The following is a 17,346-nucleotide window of genomic DNA, read 5'->3' as shown; positions in this document are numbered from 1 at the left end:
ATACTTTAGTACCTTTGCAAAAAAACAGAATGAAATTATTATTCCCGGTGATCCTGTTATTATCCGGTTGGGTTTCAGGACAGGGAACCGTCCCGTCCGATTTTAAAAGAATTCCTGAAATCCTGGACAATACAGAACTGCTCTATCCTTTTATCATCCCCGATAAAAAATACGGATACTGGTCTGTATTCCGCAACAATCCGGATCCTGACGAAGCTGTCATTTATGAAAGCCAGATGCCGCCCTATCTTACAATTAATGATCCTGCTCCGGAGAGAGGGTTTTTCCAGAAATGCCTGGGAGAGAACTGTTTTTCATACATTATAGCCTGTGAAAACGACAGGTCCAAATATTTTACTGATGAACAGCAATTGAGGAGTTTCATCGGATTCGTCGACAATCTGCCGGAAGCCATTTTAGTTGCGGCAACTTATGGCTTTCAGGTAGATACCGGTAATGCATTAGGAAGTTCTTATAAAATTGATGATCAATATATCTCGATATATGTTTTAAAACCGAGGAATGATGCCCGGAAAGAATCTTTTTTTGTAAAAATCAACAGAAAAACCGGTAAATGGGAAGTAAAAAGTAACGTAAATTACTAATTTTTGACTTCAAAGCTGTTTAAACTTTTTTATTAAACCCCAAAGGATCCAAAGATTTTAAACACTTAACTGAGAAAGCCAAATAAGTAGATTTTTCCTGGCTACCGCACGAATCCTTCCTCACTACCGCACGAATCTTTCGTGTGGTTTCAATAAGTACCGCACGAAAGATTCGTGCGGTAGCATGGGAACGGATTCGTGCGGTAGCATGGGAAAGGATTCGTGCGGTAGCTGTGTGATTCGTGCGGTAGCGAGGATTTGTCTACCTGAGCGGTAATAGAATATTTGAAAAAAAACAAATTGACTTATAAAAATATAGAAACTTTTAAGTAAACTCCAAAATTCCTAATTTTCTCATACATCCGATTTCAATAGTTTTAATAAAAATCTGTCATTTGAATTTTAAAACTTCTTTAACTTACATTTCGTTGTACAATGTGTAGATTTGAAGGACAAAAAATGTAAGAACAATGCTTAATTTTGAATTCAAAAATCCAACAAAAATACTTTTCGGGAAGGGTGAAATCGCTAAAATTTCAAAGGAGATCCCTCAGGATGCCAGAGTTCTGATGATCTACGGGGGCGGAAGCATCAAGAACAACGGCGTTTATGATCAGGTAAATCAGGCCCTGAAAGATCATGAGCTGCACGAATTCGGAGGTATTCCTGCCAATCCTGAATATGAAGTGCTGGTGGATGCTATACGGATAATCAAAGAGAAAAATATTACCTATCTGCTGGCGGTAGGTGGCGGTTCTGTGATTGACGGGACTAAATTTCTTTCGGCAGCGGCAAACTATGACGGTGAGCCATGGGAAATTCTGAAAAAACCGGTACGGACTTTTGAGGGTGAAGGCATGCCTTTCGGAAGTGTATTGACGTTGCCGGCAACTGGTTCTGAAATGAATTCGGGCTACGTTATTTCCAGGAGAGAGACCAACGAAAAGCTGTCGTCAGGAGGTCCCGGACTTTTTCCTCAGTTTTCAGTGCTGGATCCTGAGGTGGTAAGATCAATTCCGCCAAGACAAATTGTAAACGGACTTACCGATGCCTATACGCATGTTCTGGAACAGTATATGACCTCTCCTTCTTCAGCGGATCTGCAGGAAAGAATTGCTGAAAGCATTTTAATCAGCTTACAGGAAACAGCTCCCAAAGTATTGGCAGATGAATTCAACTATGATGCTGCAGGAAACTTCATGTGGTGCTGTACAATGGCCTTAAACGGATTAATCCAGAAAGGCGTGATAACAGACTGGGCGGTTCATGCCATGGGACATGAACTAACAGCCTATTACGGAATAGATCACGCTAGAACGTTAGCGGTTATTGCCCCATCTCATTACCGTTATAATTTTGAGGCTAAGAAAGAGAAATTAGCTCAGTATGCAGAGAGAGTCTGGGGAATTAAAGACGGAACGACTGAAAAAAAAGCCGAAGCCGGAATTCAGAAACTGGAAGCATTTTTCCACAGTTTAGATATTAAGACCAAACTTTCAGAATATACCGATGATTACAGAGGTACTGCAGAGAAGGTGGAAAGGGCTTTTACAGAAAGAAACTGGCTGGGTCTTGGAGAATATAAAAAGCTGACTCCGCAGGATGCATATAAAATCGTGGAAATGAGTTATTGATAGAGACGAAGACTGAGGGTGGTGACGGAGATTTATCTTTGAATGATAAAATTGTAGCCATTATTGGTAAACTTCCGACATCATCTTCTGACTTTCCTCTTTAATTATTTTTTCTACAAACATTCGTTTAAAAAACCTTGATTTCATTAGAGATATTTCAAATTTATTTATATTTTAGCATATTCTTAAATTTGTGAAAATGAAAAAACAATTACTTTTATTTGCCTTTTCCGCGCTAGCGCTAACTTCTTGTGAAGATGATGATATCCAGGGATATGAAATGGATATGATGAAGGGTGAATGGAAGACCGTAAAAAAAGAAGTGATTTCCGGGAAAGACGACAAAACTCTAGTTGGTACTGAAGTTATTACCGGGTGTGATACTAAAAACATAACCTTATTCAGAACAGATTATTTCGTATCCTATACCACGTATTCAGGGGTAGGATCCGATTGTCAGCTGGCTGGTACCGTAGAAGGTAAATATACGTACGATACCGAAAATAAAAATATGGAGATCAGATTTGACAATGCTCCACCTATGAAATATGAGGTCGTTATCCTTACCGCTACAGAATTAAGAATCAAGCAGCTGAATGATAATGTAGATCAGAATGGTGATCAGATCATTGATTTCACCTATACGACCTACAAAAGATAAAAACTGACTCTCGAATTTTTCGGGAGTTTTTTATACGTATTAAAATTATTGAACAATGAAGAAGATGTTATCAGCATTATTATTGCTGACCTTTGCCCTTTTCTTTTCACAGGAAAAAAAACCGATGTACTGGCAGGACATCCAGGATTTCAAAAAAGCAGATCAGGAAAATGCTCCTCCTAAAAATGCTATTCTTTTGGTTGGAAGCTCCTCTTTCACAAAGTGGAAAGATGTAGCTGATTATTTTCCGGATAAAAAAATCATCAACAGGGGCTTTGGAGGATCGCGTTTAACCGATCTTAATTATTACGCCAAAGACCTTCTCAACTATCAGCCTAAACAGATTATTGTCTACTGTGGTGAAAATGATTTTGCCGATAATGAACAGTTAAAAGCGGATGTTGTGGTAGACCGTTTTAAAACGTTCTATAAAAAGATCCGTCAGAAATTCCCGAAGATCCCGGTAGATTATATTTCCATAAAATATTCTCCGAGCCGCGAAAAGCTCTGGCCCCAAATGAGAGAAGCAAATGAGAAAATTGCTGCTTTTATGAAAAAAGAACGTAATGCAGGATATATTGATATTACCAAAGTGATGGAAGATGCGAATGGCAACGTACGAAAAGACCTTTTTGTAGAAGATATGCTCCACATGACTCCGGAAGGTTATAAACTCTGGACTTCTGTGATGAAACCTTATATGAAATAACGACAGACAGAAAGCTTATTATAAACAGAAACTCCCTCAAATTGAGGGAGTTTCGTTTATTTCTTTTTTTTAGACTTTGAAATCGCCTTCTGCTGGGCTCTGTTGGCGCCGAATTTTTTTGGTGCTTTTCTTTTTGAAGGTCCCCCCCAGTTTTCTTTTTTATTTTTGTCTTTCTTTTCATGGAAGGCTCCTCCACCGTCATTTAATTTTACCTGGGCAGGATTTTTCATGATGATGACCTCTTCTTCTGAAGCAATCTTTTTAGGATTAATCTTCACTCCTTCAGGGAAGTCAATATATCTTAATTCCTTATCCATCAGCAACTCGATATCAAGAGCTGAAATTTCTTCTTTTTTAGTTACAAAAGTTACTGCCTTACCATCTTTATCGGCTCTACCCGTTCTACCGATCCTGTGAATGTACTGTTCCGGAATATCCGGCGTTTCAAAATTGATAACATGGGTAATATCTGAAATATCCAGACCTCTCGCCATTACATCAGTCGTAATAAGACCCCGGATTTCTTCATTTTCAAAGCGTTTCATCGCCTTTAGCCTGTAATTCTGGGACTTATTGGAGTGAATAACATCAAACTGTTCCGGGAACAGCTCATCAATTTTCGTAAATAGAAGATCTGAATTCTTTTTGTTATTGGTGAAGATCAACACTTTTGACATATCGGCATCTGTTTTCAGCAAATGTTCCAACAGGTTAATTTTAGTATTGAAATTTTCTACTTTGTAGGCCGTCTGTTCAATTTTTTCAAGTGGTGTTCCGGATTTTGCCAGTGAAATTTCTACAGGACCGGCAAAATATTGCTCCAGCATTTCATCCACAGCTTCTGTCATCGTTGCAGAAAAAAGAATATTCTGTCTTTTTTCCCTCATCATTTCGAAAATATGGGTCAGCTGAGGTCTGAAACCCAGGTTCAGCATTTCATCAAACTCATCAATGATCAGTTTCTGAACTTCTTTCAGAGAAATGGCATTGTCGATTGCAAGATCCATTACCCTTCCGGGTGTTCCCACCAAAATATCACAACCATCATTAAACAGCAACTTCTGGGTATTAATATTCTTACCTCCATAGATCCCAATCACTCTTGCGGTAATATTTTCCGTCAATTTCTCAACAATCTCGGCTACCTGAACGACCAATTCTCTTGTAGGAACTAAAATAACAACTGTAGGATTACCGTTTTTATTGTATTTCCAGGTTTTAAGAACAGGCAGAAGATAGGCCAGTGTTTTTCCGGTACCGGTCTGCGCAATGCCCATTACATCTCTTCCCGAAAGTATCGGTTTGATGCTTTTCTCCTGAATCGGAGTAGGTTCAAATAAGTTCAGATCTGCTAAAACATCAAGAATTTTAACCGGAAGGTCAAAATCTGCAAAAGTGAGTTTTTCCATTTTGCAAAGATAGGCAATTAATTTTGTAGTATAGAAGCCTGACTTTAAAGCTGAAAAATAATCGCCCCAGGTTCATATTTCTGTGTCAGATATTCGGTGAAGACATTGATATTATAAAGCTGTTTAAACTTTTCTATTATGCCAAAGTAGATCCGAAAGATTTCTAAACACTTAAGTTAATTAGAGTAATATACTTTACGGAAAAGAGTATACGAAAGTCCTGTTGAAAATCTTTGATCTGATGTGAACTTAATTCTGCGGTATTTTTTTTAAACTTTCTAAAGTGTACTTAATTTGAGACAGTAAGTACCACACACCGCTACCGTACGAATCCCTTCGTGTGGTTGTCTGTAATAAACCACAAAGGAAATCCAAGAGATTTCTAAACACTTAAGTAGATTTAAGTAATAACTTTACGCAAAAGAAGCACACGTAAGTTTTTGAAAATCTTTGATTTTCTTTTAAGGCACACTTAATTTTGCGGTGTGTTTTAAACATGTTAAAATGTATTTAAATGTGGGAGAATAACCACACACCGCTACCGCACGAATCCCTTCGTGTGGTTGTCTGTAGTAAACCCTAAAGGAAATCCAAGAGATTTCTAAACACTTATTAAGTAGATTTAAGTAATAACTTTACGCAGAAGAAGCACACGTAAGTTTTTTGAAAATCTTTGATTTTCTTCTGAGGCACAATTAATTCTGCCGTATTTTCTTCCCCATAATACTCCTTTAACGAAAGTTTCGGCCACTGGCAACCGGTTTTCAGCCGTTTTATAATGATCTGAATTATTTTTACCAAATTAAACCTCGTAGAAAATCCTCTTTTCCCTCTGCTTAAATGGTGAAATCCATTTCTCTATTTTATTTTTGCTAATGAATTCCAGATCGTTAGTCTTTTACATTGTGTCTAAAAATGCTAATTTTCTCGGAACTATTTTTTCCTGAATAAGTTTAAACAACTTCTATGTATGGTTTTAAACTTTCACACTTCAGTTTTCAGCTACAATATCATCAGTTAACCTTCACACTTTTACTCACGATTTTTATATCATCATCTTTCCATACGCTGGAGGTAATAATTACAAACCCTTTCTTATTCGGATCTTTTCTGATCGGGAATTTTTCTTCTTCCCACTGTGAGCAATGGGTGGAAATAGGCGATACTAAAGGCTTCCAGCCATTTTTTGTAAAGGTATAGACATACAGCGGATGCCAGCAGCTTGTACACCAGTCGGGATAAAAGCCGAGGTCATCTTTTCCGTCGTTATTTAAATCGGATAGGTTATATAAAGTTCCGTCCCGGGATGGTGAAATGGTGAATGGCTTTATATTTTTATCACTGAAATAAATCACGGTTTCACATGCTCCGTCACAATCGTCGTTACAGTCTTTCAGTTTTGTATAGGCATATTCTTTTTTCCCGTCGCCGTTAAAGTCTCCTGATATTCCTTCCTGCTGTTGGGCAAAAATGATAACACTGTACAATGTGAGTAATGAAGAAATGAGTATTTTCATGGTATAGGTGTCATTTAATATTGTTTTTGATCTTTGTTGCTATTCCATACAATCTTTTAACAGCAAGCTGATTGTTCACAAATTCCCTTATTTCATGTGGGATACAGATAAAATTATTTTCTGGTAATTCTTAATAAAATAACGATGATCAACAGAACTGAAAAGATGAATCCCAGTACCGCAACCAGTGAAAGTTCTCCTATCCTCGGGCCCGACTCGGAAGCAAATACGATAGCTGTTGCAATGATATTGGCCCCTAAAATCATGGTTAGGATCAGATTGATGATGCTCGATTTTATGAGCCTGTTGGTCTTTTCAATATTTTTAATTTCGCTGGCAATGGTGAATTTATTGTCGTCGAGTTTTTGTAAAACGGAACGTAATTCTTTAGGGATTTCATCCACATTGTCTGTAAAATTCATCATTTTATCCATTCCCGTTTTTAAAATATTCTTAGGACTTATCTTTTTCGCGAATATTTTTTTGGTGTACGGATGTAGACTTTTAACGACATCCAGGTCAGGATTTATGGTGCGTCCTACTCCTTCTATCAAGCCGATTCCTTTAAACAGAAGATAAAAATAATCCGGCATATACAGTCGGTTATCCTTTAAAACATCTTTCATTTTATTGATGATGGCCTGGGGATTTATTTCTTTCAGAAGAGGTACTGTGGACAAAATTGAGAATATCTTCTACATCATTTTCAAATCTTCTTTCATCAGGAATCTGGTAGCTGATCGCCATTTTTTTGAGATACCTTACAATTTTATGAGGATTTTTGGCAACGAAACTTACAATCAGATCTTCAAGGATCTCCTTATCATTGGGCGGAATTTTTCCCACGGCTCCAAAATCAATGAACACAACCTTTCCGTCTCTTTTTACCAGGATATTTCCTGCATGAGGGTCTGCATGGAAGAAACCGTAGTCTAAAATCTGGGATACGAAAAGCCTTAAACCTTCTTCCGAAACCTTGACAGGATTAATATCGTGCGCTAATAAAGAAATTTTATCCGTCACTTTGATTCCGTCGATAAATTCCATACAGAGGATATTGTTGTTGGAAAAATCTTCGTAAATTTTTGGAACGTAGGTCTCTTTATTATTTTTAAAATTTCTTGCAAACTGGAGGATATTTTCCTTCTCATTGATCAATGAAACTTCTTCCAGCAGTGACTTTTCAAACGTTGAAATGGCTTGTTTCAGATTAAGTTTGTCACCAATTTCAGAATAGGACGAAATCAGTTTTTCAAGATCTTTGATTAAAAGCAGATCATCTTCAATAACGCTCTGAACATCGGCTTTCTTAATTTTCAGTATAACTTCTGTGCCGTCAATTAAAGCTGCTTTATAAACCTGCGCAATAGAGGCTGTGGCCAGGGGTTCTTTAGGAATTTCCAGAAAATGTTCTGCTACGGAAATATTAAATTCATTCTCCAGAATTTCTTCAACATTCATTTCTACCACCTCTACTTTATCCTGAAGTTTCTGTAATTCCTGAATAAGTTCTGCCGGCAGAAGATCTTCCCTGTTGCTAAAGGTCTGTCCAAGCTTGACAAAAGTAGGTCCCAGTTCTTCCAGCACCAGCCTGATTCTTTCGTATACCGTTCCTTTTGAAATAATTTCATCGGAATTTCCGGGAATATCAACCTGCTTGTTTCCGCTGTTCATTCTCGCGAGCATATCTTTAAAACCGTATTTGCTTAATACGGAAATTAATTTTGCGGATCTTTTCAGTTTTCTCTGTTGCTTGTCAAACATATCTTGAAATGTAGTTGCAATTTAATTCAAAAATTGTTCCTTTAAAAATGCAATCTGTTATTTTTATTGATCTGCTTTATCTTGTGATGGATGAATGGCAATCATTACCTGTTTTGCCTTTATAGATGGTAATATTTCAAGTTTAAATTTGTTTATTCAATTATTTTTTTAACTTTACAGGAATCAAAATAACAAAAACTAAACTTCAAAAATTATTAAAATGAAAAATTTAAAGAAAGTATCAAGACAACAAATGCAAAGCATCGCAGGAGGTATAATTATTACCAACTGTTCTAATCAATGTTGTCCGGACGACGGAAGACCAAGATGTCCGAGGTTGATTTGTCCGGCTGTGATCTGCCCGCAGTACAAATAGTCCGATGGAAAAAAGAAGACTGCATCTTAGGTGCAGTCTTCTTTTTATTTAAGATATGTCTCATAGAGGTCGTTTCTCCGGTCTTTCATGACCTGGACAGAGCCATGATAGTGAAGATCTTTGAGGAGATTTAAATCAACGTCTACAATTAAGGTCATTTCGGTATTCGGCGTCGCTTCTCCTTTTACGGCATTGGAAGGAAACGCAAAGTCGGAAGGGGTAAATACTGCTGCCTGGCCGAACTGAATATCCATATTATTCACTCCGGGTAAATTCCCGACGCAGCCCGCAATTGCTACATAACATTCATTTTCTATCGCTCTGGCCGCTGCACAGTGACGCACTCTGATGTAGGCATTCTGGGTATCGGTAAGATAAGGGACAAATAAAATTTTCATTCCCTGATCTGCCAGGATTCTCGGGAGTTCCGGAAATTCCACATCATAGCAGATCACAAGACCGATTTTTCCGCAATCCGTATCGAAAACTTTTATTTCACTTCCTCCTTTCATTCCGTAATACTTTCTTTCATTAGGCGTGATGTGAATTTTGCGGTATTCGTCTACGCGACCGTCACGATGAAGCAGGTAGCTCACGTTATACAGATCATTATTCTCAAAAACAGGCATGCTTCCGGAAATAATATTAACGTTGTAACTGATCGCCAATTCTGAAATCCTGTTTTTTATATCTTCCGTAAGCTTAGCCAATTCTATCATACTGTCTCTCTCGGAAAGCTTATTGAACGGTGCCAGCAAAGGAGTATTGAATAATTCCGGGAACAGCACAAAGTCCGATTTGTAGTCGCCCATTACGTTTACAAAAAACTCCACCTGCTCGTAAAAGGCATCAATGTCTTTAAAATGCCTCATCTGCCACTGCACCAGCCCCAGACGGATGATGCTGTCCTGCATGGTGTTTGGTTTTTTGCTGTAGTAGACATTATTCCATTGTAAAAGAACCGCATTTTCCTTTGAAGATTCATCCTCAGGCAGATATTTTTTAAGGACTCTTATCGGTAAAAAGTTATTGGAAAGCTGAAAAGACAAAACGGGATCGTAAATTTCCTTGTCGCGGACTTTGCGGATATAATCCCTCGCTGAAAGTTCATTACTATATTTATGATAATTCGGAATTCTTCCCCCTAGAACAATAGACTTAAGATTCAGCAATTCACATAATTCTTTTCTGGCATCATATAAGCGTCTTCCTAACCTCAGTTCGCGGAACTCAGGATCTACAAAGATCTCTATTCCGTACAGGACATCCCCTGTCGACAAATGGGTATTGAATGTATAATTTCCCGTAATATCGCTATAGGTATGCTCATCTCCGAATTCATTATAATTAACAATGATAGACAGCGCCACGGCCGCCAATTTTCCGTCTACTGTGATACAAATCTGTCCTTTCGGGAATATCCGGGTAAGTTTCTCGATACTTTTCCTGGACCATATCGATTCTGACATTTGTGGATAGGCACGCTTCATCGTTACGACCAATTCTTCATAATCCTGAACGGTCAGGGGCCTCGTTTCTATTTGCATTGATGTAATTTTACTTAAATTTAGGGAAAATTTCCGACATGCAATTACTTGTAAGAAGCATGAATGCATCATTTAATGAATTTTCATAATGAATATTACCTCTACTGTCGAAAGTGCCATAGACTTAAATATAAACTGGAAATATTGTGAGTGTCATGAAATCGCAGATATTTTATCAGACAGAAATCTGTCCAATTATTTTAACGCAAAGTTTTTATAACATACCGCTGTTTTTAAGAGGCAAAGGCAAATGAAATTTGCTTCGCGAAGATGGTATACAGCTTTCTCAATCATTTTGTTAATTCTTCCGCAATCCTTATTAAATCATCATCTGACAGAGAGTAGACTTGCGTCAAGAAGATTCCGATTTTAATAAAACTTTCTGTCTATCAAATCCTACATTTAAATTGATTTCAATAAAAAATCCCGCCAAAAGGCAGGATTTATAGGTAAATTCAGGTCAAACTATTCCCACTCGATGGTTGCAGGCGGTTTGCTTGAAATATCGTAAGCAACTCTGTTGATCCCGCGTACTTCATTGATGATTCTGCTGGAAACCGTATCCAGAAACTCGTAAGGAAGTCGGCTCCAGGTTGCGGTCATGAAGTCGATGGTGTTGGCAGAACGAACGACCGCAGTATATTCATATGTTCTTTCGTCGCCCATTACGCCTACTGATTTTACAGGAAGTAAAACGACGAATGCCTGGGATACTTTTTCGTAAAGATCATTTTTATATAATTCTTCGATGAAGATATCATCTGCTTCCTGCAAAATTCTCACTTTTTCAGCGTCAACTGCTCCCAAAATCCTGATTCCCAGACCTGGGCCCGGAAAAGGATGTCTGTGAACCAGATGATGTGGAATTCCCAGTTCTTCTCCTACTTTTCTAACTTCATCCTTAAATAATTCTCTTAAAGGTTCCAGTAATTCGAAATCCATTTCTTCGGGAAGTCCGCCGACATTATGGTGCGATTTAATGACCGCTGACGGTCCGTTTACGGACTGGCTTTCGATCACATCAGGATAAATGGTTCCCTGCGCTAAGAATTTAGCCCCTTCGATTTTATGGGATTCTTCATCAAAAACATGAATAAATTCGTTTCCGATGATTTTTCTTTTGGCTTCCGGATCATCAACACCGGCTAATTTGGATAAAAATCTTTCAGAAGCATCCACCAGCTTAATGTTCATATGGAAATGTTCTCCATAATTATCCATTACTTTTTTGTCTTCATCTTTTCTTAACAATCCCGTGTCAACAAAGATACAGGTCAGCTGATCACCGATCGCTTTATGGATCAGTACGGCAGCTACGGAAGAATCTACTCCACCAGAAAGTCCGAGGATCACTTTCTGATCTCCTACTTTTTCCCTGATTTCGGCAACTGTTTTTTCAATATAATTGGTCAGTTTCCAGTTTTTCTCAGCATCGCAGATTCCGAAAACAAAATTCTCCAGCATCTTTCCTCCTTCTTCTGTATGTGAAACTTCCGGGTGAAACTGTACGCAATAGATCTTTTTATCTTCATTTGAAATAGAAGCGATTACACCTGATTTTGCATTCAATTCAAAACCGGCGGGCAATTCTCCCACTTCATCAAAATGGCTCATCCAGACGATAGAATTGTCTGTAACCCCTTTCAGTAAAGAACTTTCTTTTACAATCTCCAGGTGAGCTTTTCCATACTCTCCTTTTACTCCTTTATGCACTTTTCCGCCTAAAAGATGTGCAGTCAGCTGCATTCCGTAGCAGATTCCCAAAACCGGAATCCCCTGCTCGTATAGTTCTTTTTCTACTAAGTGGGCATTTTCTGCATTGACAGAACTTGGTCCTCCGGAAAGGATAATTCCTCTCGGCTGTTTTTCTAAAATTGTTTCTAATGGTGTATTGAAAGGCAAGATTTCAGAGTATACTCCCATCTCACGGATTCTTCTTCCGATAAGCTGATTGTACTGTGATCCGAAATCTAATATGATAATACCGTTGTTCATTTTTGAATTAATTTGTTTTTAATGACGTCAGATTTAGATATGAGACATGAGACTTTTAGTCCGGAATCTATAATCTTATTATCTGAAATCTAAATTTCAACTTGCTTACAAAAAAAGACCTGGATTGCTCCAAATCTTTTTCCGTGATTTTATTTTAAAACTTTCCGATATCTTCTCTGTAGAAGCCATAATCGAAATGTACATGACTTGCATCTTCATACACTTTTTTGCGGGCATCTTCATAGGTGGCTCCCGTAGCTACGATGTTCAGCACTCTGCCACCGTTGGAAACTACTTTATCGCCTCTTCTGACAGCTCCGGCATGAAGCAGCTGGCTGTGTTTCACTTTATCTTCACCCGTGATTTCGAAACCGGTTTCGATGTTTCTTGGATAACCTCCCGAACACATTACCAGACAAACAGCTTTTTCGTCTTTAAATTTAAGCTCGATTTCTTTACCGTCCATACAATCATTGATGACATCTAAAAGATTGTTTTCCATCAAAGCCATTAATACCTGTGTTTCAGGGTCTCCGAACCTCATATTATATTCTAAAAGGTAGGTTCCGTTTTTGGTCACCATCAATCCAAAGAAAATGATTCCTTTAAAGCTGAATCCTTCTCCTTTAAGACCTGCCACGGTAGGCTGCAGGATATTTTTGTCGAAATCGGCGTAATGCTCTTCAGTAAATTCAGGACTCGGCGCTACAGATCCCATTCCTCCCGTATTCGGTCCTGTATCACCATTTCCGGCTTTTTTATAATCTTTAGCAGCGATACAAGGAAAAATCTTCTCACCGTTTGAGAAAGCAATAATGGAAGCTTCAAAGCCCTGTAAAAATTCTTCGATAACTAAACGGATTCCGGCATCTCCATAGATCCTTCTGATCATGAAATCATGGATCGTTGCTTCAGCTTCTTCTAAGGTATCACAAATAACAACACCTTTTCCGCCAGCTAAACCGCTTGCCTTGATTACCAATGGAAACTCCTGAGTCTGAACATAGTCTTTAGCTTCATTATAGGAGTCAAATACTACCGCTTTGGCTGTTTTGATACCATAGGTCTGCATAAATTTCTTAGAGAAAGCTTTACTTCCTTCCAGGCTGGCTACTTTTTGATTCGGACCAAAAACTTTCAGATCATGCTTTTTAAATTCGTCCTTTAAACCGGCAACTAGCGGTGCTTCCGGACCTACGATCGTTAAATCTATTTTTTCCTTGATTGCAAAATCTCTAAGTTCTTTAATCTCTGATAAATGAACATTTTTCCCTATTACATCGGTAGTCGCATTTCCGTTTGCAAAAAACATTTCAGAAACTCTGGAATCGCTGTGAAGCTTTGCAGCCAAAGCAGACTCTCTTCCACCTTCACCTATGATTAATATTCTCATACTTTATTTAATTATCTAGTCTATACTTTACAAATATATAATTTTGAATGCTATAAATACAATCTCAAAATATAATTTTAGCTAATTGCCAATAACCGATGCCCAATTGCTTTACCATTAATGTAAAAAATGTCTGATTGCCGTAAACATCATCGGTATTTTGTGCTCGTTGGCTGCTTCGATGCTGTCCTGGTCTTTTACACTGCCTCCCGGCTGGATAATCGCTGTGATTCCTTCCTGAGCGCAGAAATCTACGACATCACGGAAAGGGAAAAATGCGTCCGAAGCCAATACGAGGTCTCCTGTGAATTTTTCTTTAGCTCTTTCGATCGCCTGCTGAGTCGCCCAGATTCTGTTTACCTGTCCTCCTCCGATTCCGAAGGCCTGAATCCCGTTGGAAACAACAATCGCATTGGATTTCACATATTTTACCACTCTCTGAGAGAATAACAGTGCTTTTCTCTGCTCTTCTGTAGGCTGGGTTTCAGTTACTACTTTAATATCATCAGAGAAGATGCTGTCGTTATCCTGAACTAAAATTCCGCCGTCGATCTTTACCCATGTCTGTTTATCGGAAACAGGGTTGGCAATCTTTATAATTCTTAAATTTTTCTTTTTTCTTAAAACTTCAAGAGCTTCTTCGTCAAACTCAGGAGCCATTACAATTTCAAGGAATGTTTTATTTAATTCTTCCGCCGTTGCTGCATCGATTTTGTAGTTCATAGCAACAATTCCGCCAAAGATGGATACCGGATCACATTCGAATGTTTTCTGATAGGTTTCCAGGGCTGAGGTCCCGATCGCCACGCCACAAGGGGTAGAGTGTTTTACAGCACAACAGGCCATTTCTTCTTTGAATTCGGTAACCACCTTCCAGCAAAGATCCATATCGCGAAGGTTATTGAAAGACAGCTCTTTCCCTCCTAATTGCTCGAAATCTTTCATGGCTCCGTTTTCAAAAGTAGAAACGTAGTAAGCCGCTGTCTGGTGCGGGTTTTCCCCGTATCTAAGGTCAGAAACTTTTTTATAAGAAGCATTTAGATAAGTCGGGTAATCTTCTTCCAACAGCATTCTTGAGATCGCGCCGTCATAAGCAGAAGTAAGATTAAATACTTTTCCTGCCAGCTTTTTACGGGTTTCGATATAAGTATCCCCGTTCTGTTCCATTTCGATTTTCACGGTTGTATAATCTTCTACATCCGTAATTACGGTTACAGAATCAAAGTTTTTAGCTGCAGAGCGAAGCATAGATGGACCTCCGATGTCAATAAATTCTACCTTTTCGTGAAGAGAAATGTTTTTGTTCACATTTTCAAAGAAAGGATAAAGATTGACAATCACCATATCAATGAGACCGATTCCGTGTTCCTGCACGGTTTTCATGTGCTCTTCGTTGGAACGTACGGCCAATAATCCACCATGAACTTTCGGGTGTAATGTTTTCACTCTTCCATCCAACATTTCCGGAAAATCCGTAACCTCATCGATCTGAATTGGATTTAAACCAGCGTCTTTCAAATGCTTGAATGTTCCTCCTGTAGAAATCAATTCATAGTTTTGGGCTTCCAGAAACTGTGCGAATTCAATCAATCCGCTTTTGTCAGAAACACTGATTAAAACTCTCTTTTTACTCATTTTACTTTCAATTTTTTACTTTTTACAGCTATTTCAAACTGTGCCCGGGTCTTTCACCTCCGAACTTACTTTTATTTTACTTAGATTCTTGGCAATGTATCAATGTACTAATATAACAATGTAGCAATGTAACAATGTAGCAATGTATTAATGTAACAGTTTATAATATATTCTTATCGGTAAGCTGTCGTCATGTTCACTGGTTACATTTTATTAGTTTCCTAATACCTTATTTATAGCTTCCGGAAAAATTTCATATTCTATTTTATGAACTTTTTCAGCCAGCGTTTCCGCCGTATCATTTTCAGTGACTTCGAATGATTTCTGAAGGATGGCTTCTCCTTCGTCGATTCCTGAAGTTACAAAGTGTACGGTTGCGCCGCTTTCTTTTTCTTTAGCATCGATCACGGCATGATGCACATGATGCCCCCACATTCCTTTTCCTCCATATTTTGGAAGTAAGGCAGGATGAATATTGATTATTTTTCCGTTCCAGTTTTCACAAAACTCAGGTTTGAGAATAGATAAAAATCCTGCCAATACGATCAGATCTGTATTTTCCGGAATGATTTTACCCAGTTCGCTGCTGAAGTTTTTTCCTCTCGGGATCAGAACGTTTTCTATGTTATGATTTCTTGCTCTTTCCAGTCCGTAACATTCTCTGTCGGCTACTACCAAAGATATTTGTGCATCGGGGATTTCTCCGCTGTCAACGGTATCGATGATTCTCTGGAGATTGCTGCCTGAACCGGAAACGAGTATAACTAGGTTTTTCATAAATTAATGTAACAATGTATCAGTTTAACAATGTATCAATGTAATAATCTACCAATGCGTATAACTGGTAAACTGCTACATTGCCATATTGGTACATTAAAATGATAGATTTATTTTCTCGCTTCCTTCAGTGATTTCTCCTATTTCGTAGGCATCGTCCAGAAGGTGCAGTACTTTTTCTGCATGTTCCGGATCCACCACAATGATCATTCCGACGCCCATATTAAAGGTTCCGAACATCTCTTCACGCGCTACGCCACCTCTCTTTTCCAGCTCAAGCATAATGCTTGGAATCTGGATTTTTGAAGCATCGATGGTCGCACATAGCCCGTCACCGATAATTCTCGGAATGTTTTCGTACAGTCCTCCTCCTGTAATGTGCGCAATTCCGGAAACCTCTACTTCTTCAAGTACTTTATGAATATCTTTGTAATATAGTCTGGTAGGAACTAAGAGCGTCTCATACAATGGTTTTCCTTCAAATTCTTCGTTGAAATCCGGGAATACTTTTCTTACTAATGAGAATCCGTTGGAATGAAATCCTGAGCTTGGCAATGCTATAATTTTATTCCCTGCTTTAATTTTCGAGCCATCGATAATCTGATCTTTTTCAACGATTCCCACGCAGAATCCTGCAACGTCGTAATCTCCGGGCTGGTATATCCCCGGCATTTCTGCAGTTTCGCCCCCGATTAAAGCACAATTGTTATCTTTACAGGCCTTCACCATTCCCAGAACAATTTCTGCAGCAATTTCAGAATCCAGTTTCCCACAGGCCAGATAATCCAAAAAGAACAATGGTTTTGCCCCGTGACAAAGGATATCATTCGCACACATCGCGAAACAGTCTACTCCGATAGAATCATATTTTTTAGAGTCTAAAGCTACTTTCAGCTTTGTTCCCACTCCATCGGTTCCGGAAACCAAAACAGGATTCTTGTATCCTCCGATTTCATAGAAAGCTCCAAAACTTCCCAAATGATTCAATACATTGGAATTGTGAGTTTCCCCAACCGCTTTTTTAATCTTATCTACGGTTTTGTATCCTTCTTCTTTGTCTACTCCTGCGGATTTGTAAGTGTTGCTCATAGTATTAATGTAACAGTGTGTCAGTTTAACAGTCTAACAATAAATAAATCGCTTCCTGATAAAATGGGACGTTTTATTTCTATTTTTAATTCAAATTTTGAAAACAAAAAAGCCGACAATCTCAGTGGATTATCGGCCAGTATTTTATCTCAGAATTTCAGAGCCCACAATTTTCCCTTTCTTGGAAAAATATTCTTTATGGGAGGTCTGAATTTTCATCTTCTTTCTTTTTGCA

The 17,346-nt window shown here is 38.4% G+C and carries 15 protein-coding genes; 5 read left to right on the top strand and 10 right to left on the bottom strand.

Features of this window, described 5'->3' with window-relative positions; translation table 11 throughout:
* Positions 1 to 29 precede the first annotated feature (29 nt).
* The 4 genes from ODZ84_RS22070 to ODZ84_RS22055 all read left to right on the top strand — a co-directional run bounded on the left by ODZ84_RS22070 (position 30) and on the right by ODZ84_RS22055 (position 3,609).
* Entirely contained in the window at positions 30 to 605 is a 576-nt protein-coding gene (locus ODZ84_RS22070) for a hypothetical protein (RefSeq protein WP_266174643.1), read from the top strand.
* A 470-nt stretch (positions 606 to 1,075) separates the two neighbouring features.
* The gene (locus tag ODZ84_RS22065; RefSeq protein ID WP_266174641.1) at positions 1,076 to 2,239 is read left to right on the top strand and encodes an iron-containing alcohol dehydrogenase; all 1,164 of its coding nucleotides are present in this window, start codon (positions 1,076 to 1,078) and stop codon (positions 2,237 to 2,239) included.
* Between the two features lie 199 nt (positions 2,240 to 2,438).
* Complete coding sequence (locus tag ODZ84_RS22060) at positions 2,439 to 2,900, top strand: lipocalin family protein (protein ID WP_266174639.1); 462 nt, start codon at positions 2,439 to 2,441, stop codon at positions 2,898 to 2,900.
* Positions 2,901 to 2,955: 55 nt separating this feature from the next.
* On the top strand, positions 2,956 to 3,609 hold the full coding sequence (locus ODZ84_RS22055; protein WP_266174637.1) for a GDSL-type esterase/lipase family protein: 654 nt from the start codon (positions 2,956 to 2,958) through the stop codon (positions 3,607 to 3,609).
* Positions 3,610 to 3,665: 56 nt separating this feature from the next.
* On the opposite strand, the gene ODZ84_RS22050 is transcribed toward ODZ84_RS22055, so the two are convergent.
* The 4 genes from ODZ84_RS22050 to ODZ84_RS22035 all read right to left on the bottom strand — a co-directional run bounded on the left by ODZ84_RS22050 (position 3,666) and on the right by ODZ84_RS22035 (position 8,299).
* On the bottom strand, positions 3,666 to 5,018 hold the full coding sequence (locus ODZ84_RS22050) for a DEAD/DEAH box helicase (protein ID WP_266174635.1): 1,353 nt from the start codon (positions 5,016 to 5,018) through the stop codon (positions 3,666 to 3,668).
* Between the two features lie 1,013 nt (positions 5,019 to 6,031).
* Positions 6,032 to 6,535, bottom strand: a complete 504-nt coding sequence (locus tag ODZ84_RS22045; RefSeq protein WP_266174634.1) for a hypothetical protein — start codon at positions 6,533 to 6,535, stop codon at positions 6,032 to 6,034.
* Positions 6,536 to 6,648: 113 nt separating this feature from the next.
* Entirely contained in the window at positions 6,649 to 7,215 is a 567-nt protein-coding gene (locus ODZ84_RS22040; protein WP_266174633.1) for a protein kinase family protein, read from the bottom strand.
* The gene (locus tag ODZ84_RS22035; protein WP_266174631.1) at positions 7,163 to 8,299 is read right to left on the bottom strand and encodes an ABC1 kinase family protein; all 1,137 of its coding nucleotides are present in this window, start codon (positions 8,297 to 8,299) and stop codon (positions 7,163 to 7,165) included. The genes ODZ84_RS22040 and ODZ84_RS22035 overlap by 53 nt, the downstream gene beginning before the upstream one ends.
* A 220-nt stretch (positions 8,300 to 8,519) precedes the next feature.
* Between ODZ84_RS22035 and ODZ84_RS22030 the strand changes: the two genes are divergently transcribed.
* The gene (locus ODZ84_RS22030) at positions 8,520 to 8,675 is read left to right on the top strand and encodes a bacteriocin-like protein (protein WP_266174630.1); all 156 of its coding nucleotides are present in this window, start codon (positions 8,520 to 8,522) and stop codon (positions 8,673 to 8,675) included.
* A 44-nt stretch (positions 8,676 to 8,719) separates the two neighbouring features.
* On the opposite strand, the gene ODZ84_RS22025 is transcribed toward ODZ84_RS22030, so the two are convergent.
* The 6 genes from ODZ84_RS22025 to purM form a co-directional block, all read right to left on the bottom strand.
* On the bottom strand, positions 8,720 to 10,222 hold the full coding sequence (locus ODZ84_RS22025) for a carbon-nitrogen hydrolase family protein (RefSeq protein ID WP_266174629.1): 1,503 nt from the start codon (positions 10,220 to 10,222) through the stop codon (positions 8,720 to 8,722).
* A gap of 465 nt (positions 10,223 to 10,687) precedes the next feature.
* Positions 10,688 to 12,217, bottom strand: a complete 1,530-nt coding sequence (gene guaA, locus ODZ84_RS22020) for a glutamine-hydrolyzing GMP synthase (RefSeq protein ID WP_266174628.1) — start codon at positions 12,215 to 12,217, stop codon at positions 10,688 to 10,690.
* Between the two features lie 154 nt (positions 12,218 to 12,371).
* Positions 12,372 to 13,610 carry a phosphoribosylamine--glycine ligase gene (gene purD / locus ODZ84_RS22015; protein ID WP_266174627.1) on the bottom strand — a complete coding sequence of 413 codons (1,239 nt, stop codon included), beginning with the start codon at positions 13,608 to 13,610 and terminating at the stop codon, positions 12,372 to 12,374.
* A gap of 117 nt (positions 13,611 to 13,727) precedes the next feature.
* Positions 13,728 to 15,245 (bottom strand): bifunctional phosphoribosylaminoimidazolecarboxamide formyltransferase/IMP cyclohydrolase, encoded by a 1,518-nt coding sequence (gene purH / locus ODZ84_RS22010; protein WP_266174625.1) that lies wholly within the window; start codon positions 15,243 to 15,245, stop codon positions 13,728 to 13,730.
* A gap of 213 nt (positions 15,246 to 15,458) precedes the next feature.
* A complete protein-coding gene (gene purN, locus ODZ84_RS22005) occupies positions 15,459 to 16,022 on the bottom strand; it encodes a phosphoribosylglycinamide formyltransferase (RefSeq protein ID WP_266174624.1) in 564 nt (187 codons plus the stop codon).
* 96 nt (positions 16,023 to 16,118) lie between these two features.
* Positions 16,119 to 17,111, bottom strand: a complete 993-nt coding sequence (gene purM, locus ODZ84_RS22000; RefSeq protein WP_266174622.1) for a phosphoribosylformylglycinamidine cyclo-ligase — start codon at positions 17,109 to 17,111, stop codon at positions 16,119 to 16,121.
* Between the last annotated feature and the right edge of the window lie 235 nt (positions 17,112 to 17,346).

Origin of the sequence: Chryseobacterium fluminis, from assembly GCF_026314945.1 — a bacterium.
In the GTDB taxonomy this organism is placed as follows: Bacteria; Bacteroidota; Bacteroidia; order Flavobacteriales; family Weeksellaceae; genus Chryseobacterium; species Chryseobacterium fluminis.
The sequence above is the reverse complement of the archived record's forward strand: the minus strand, read 5'-3'. Positions and strand labels throughout refer to the sequence as shown.

Excerpts from the sequence above, each read along its gene's own strand:
- purH (WP_266174625.1), bottom strand. The coding sequence starts at position 15,245 with ATGAGTAAAAAGAGAGTTTTAATCAGTGTTTCTGACAAAAGCGGATTG.
- ODZ84_RS22035 (WP_266174631.1), bottom strand. The coding sequence starts at position 8,299 with ATGTTTGACAAGCAACAGAGAAAACTGAAAAGATCCGCAAAATTAATT.
- ODZ84_RS22055 (WP_266174637.1), top strand. The coding sequence starts at position 2,956 with ATGAAGAAGATGTTATCAGCATTATTATTGCTGACCTTTGCCCTTTTC.
- purN (WP_266174624.1), bottom strand. The coding sequence starts at position 16,022 with ATGAAAAACCTAGTTATACTCGTTTCCGGTTCAGGCAGCAATCTCCAG.
- ODZ84_RS22045 (WP_266174634.1), bottom strand. The coding sequence starts at position 6,535 with ATGAAAATACTCATTTCTTCATTACTCACATTGTACAGTGTTATCATT.
- ODZ84_RS22025 (WP_266174629.1), bottom strand. The coding sequence starts at position 10,222 with ATGCAAATAGAAACGAGGCCCCTGACCGTTCAGGATTATGAAGAATTG.
- guaA (WP_266174628.1), bottom strand. The coding sequence starts at position 12,217 with ATGAACAACGGTATTATCATATTAGATTTCGGATCACAGTACAATCAG.
- ODZ84_RS22070 (WP_266174643.1), top strand. The coding sequence starts at position 30 with ATGAAATTATTATTCCCGGTGATCCTGTTATTATCCGGTTGGGTTTCA.
- purD (WP_266174627.1), bottom strand. The coding sequence starts at position 13,610 with ATGAGAATATTAATCATAGGTGAAGGTGGAAGAGAGTCTGCTTTGGCT.
- ODZ84_RS22030 (WP_266174630.1), top strand. The coding sequence starts at position 8,520 with ATGAAAAATTTAAAGAAAGTATCAAGACAACAAATGCAAAGCATCGCA.
- ODZ84_RS22050 (WP_266174635.1), bottom strand. The coding sequence starts at position 5,018 with ATGGAAAAACTCACTTTTGCAGATTTTGACCTTCCGGTTAAAATTCTT.
- ODZ84_RS22065 (WP_266174641.1), top strand. The coding sequence starts at position 1,076 with ATGCTTAATTTTGAATTCAAAAATCCAACAAAAATACTTTTCGGGAAG.
- purM (WP_266174622.1), bottom strand. The coding sequence starts at position 17,111 with ATGAGCAACACTTACAAATCCGCAGGAGTAGACAAAGAAGAAGGATAC.
- ODZ84_RS22060 (WP_266174639.1), top strand. The coding sequence starts at position 2,439 with ATGAAAAAACAATTACTTTTATTTGCCTTTTCCGCGCTAGCGCTAACT.